Annotated in this window: 1 pseudogene; it reads right to left on the bottom strand. The window is 68.5% G+C overall.

What is annotated here, in order from left to right:
* Nucleotides 1–62 precede the first annotated feature (62 nt).
* Nucleotides 63–429: pseudogene (ampR, locus tag D7X55_RS46750) on the bottom strand (LysR family transcriptional regulator AmpR); the annotation flags it as partial.

Genomic DNA, 429 nt, shown 5'->3' with positions numbered 1-429 from the left:
GGACTGAGGGGATTAAGGCGTTAATGGCACAAACGACTTAATCCCCTCCGTCCCCTTTTTTGTTACGTGCCCTGCGCCTGCAGCCATTCGCGGAAGCGCTTGGCTGGTTCGCGCTCGGCGCGCGAGCGCAGCCGCGTCAGCCAGTAGCGGCCCAGCTCCAAGGTGGTGCCGAAGGGCTGCAGCAGGCGGCCTTCGGCCAGTTCCTGCTCGAACATGCACAAGGGCAGCAAGGCCACGCCGGCGCCCCCGGCGGCGGCCATCGCCACCGTCAGTGAGGAATCGAACACCGGCCCGCGGGCTTCCACGCCGCTCACCCCGGCCGCCTGCAACCAGCGCGGCCATTCGTCGCTGCGGTAGGAACGCAACAACGGCAGTGTGGCGAGGTCGCGCGGTTGCTTCAGCCGCCGCGCCAATGCGGGGGCGCACAGC

It is taken from the genome of Corallococcus sp. AB049A (assembly GCF_003668885.1).
In the GTDB taxonomy this organism is placed as follows: Bacteria; Myxococcota; Myxococcia; order Myxococcales; family Myxococcaceae; genus Corallococcus; species Corallococcus interemptor.
This window is presented reverse-complemented; position numbering and strand designations above follow the sequence as displayed.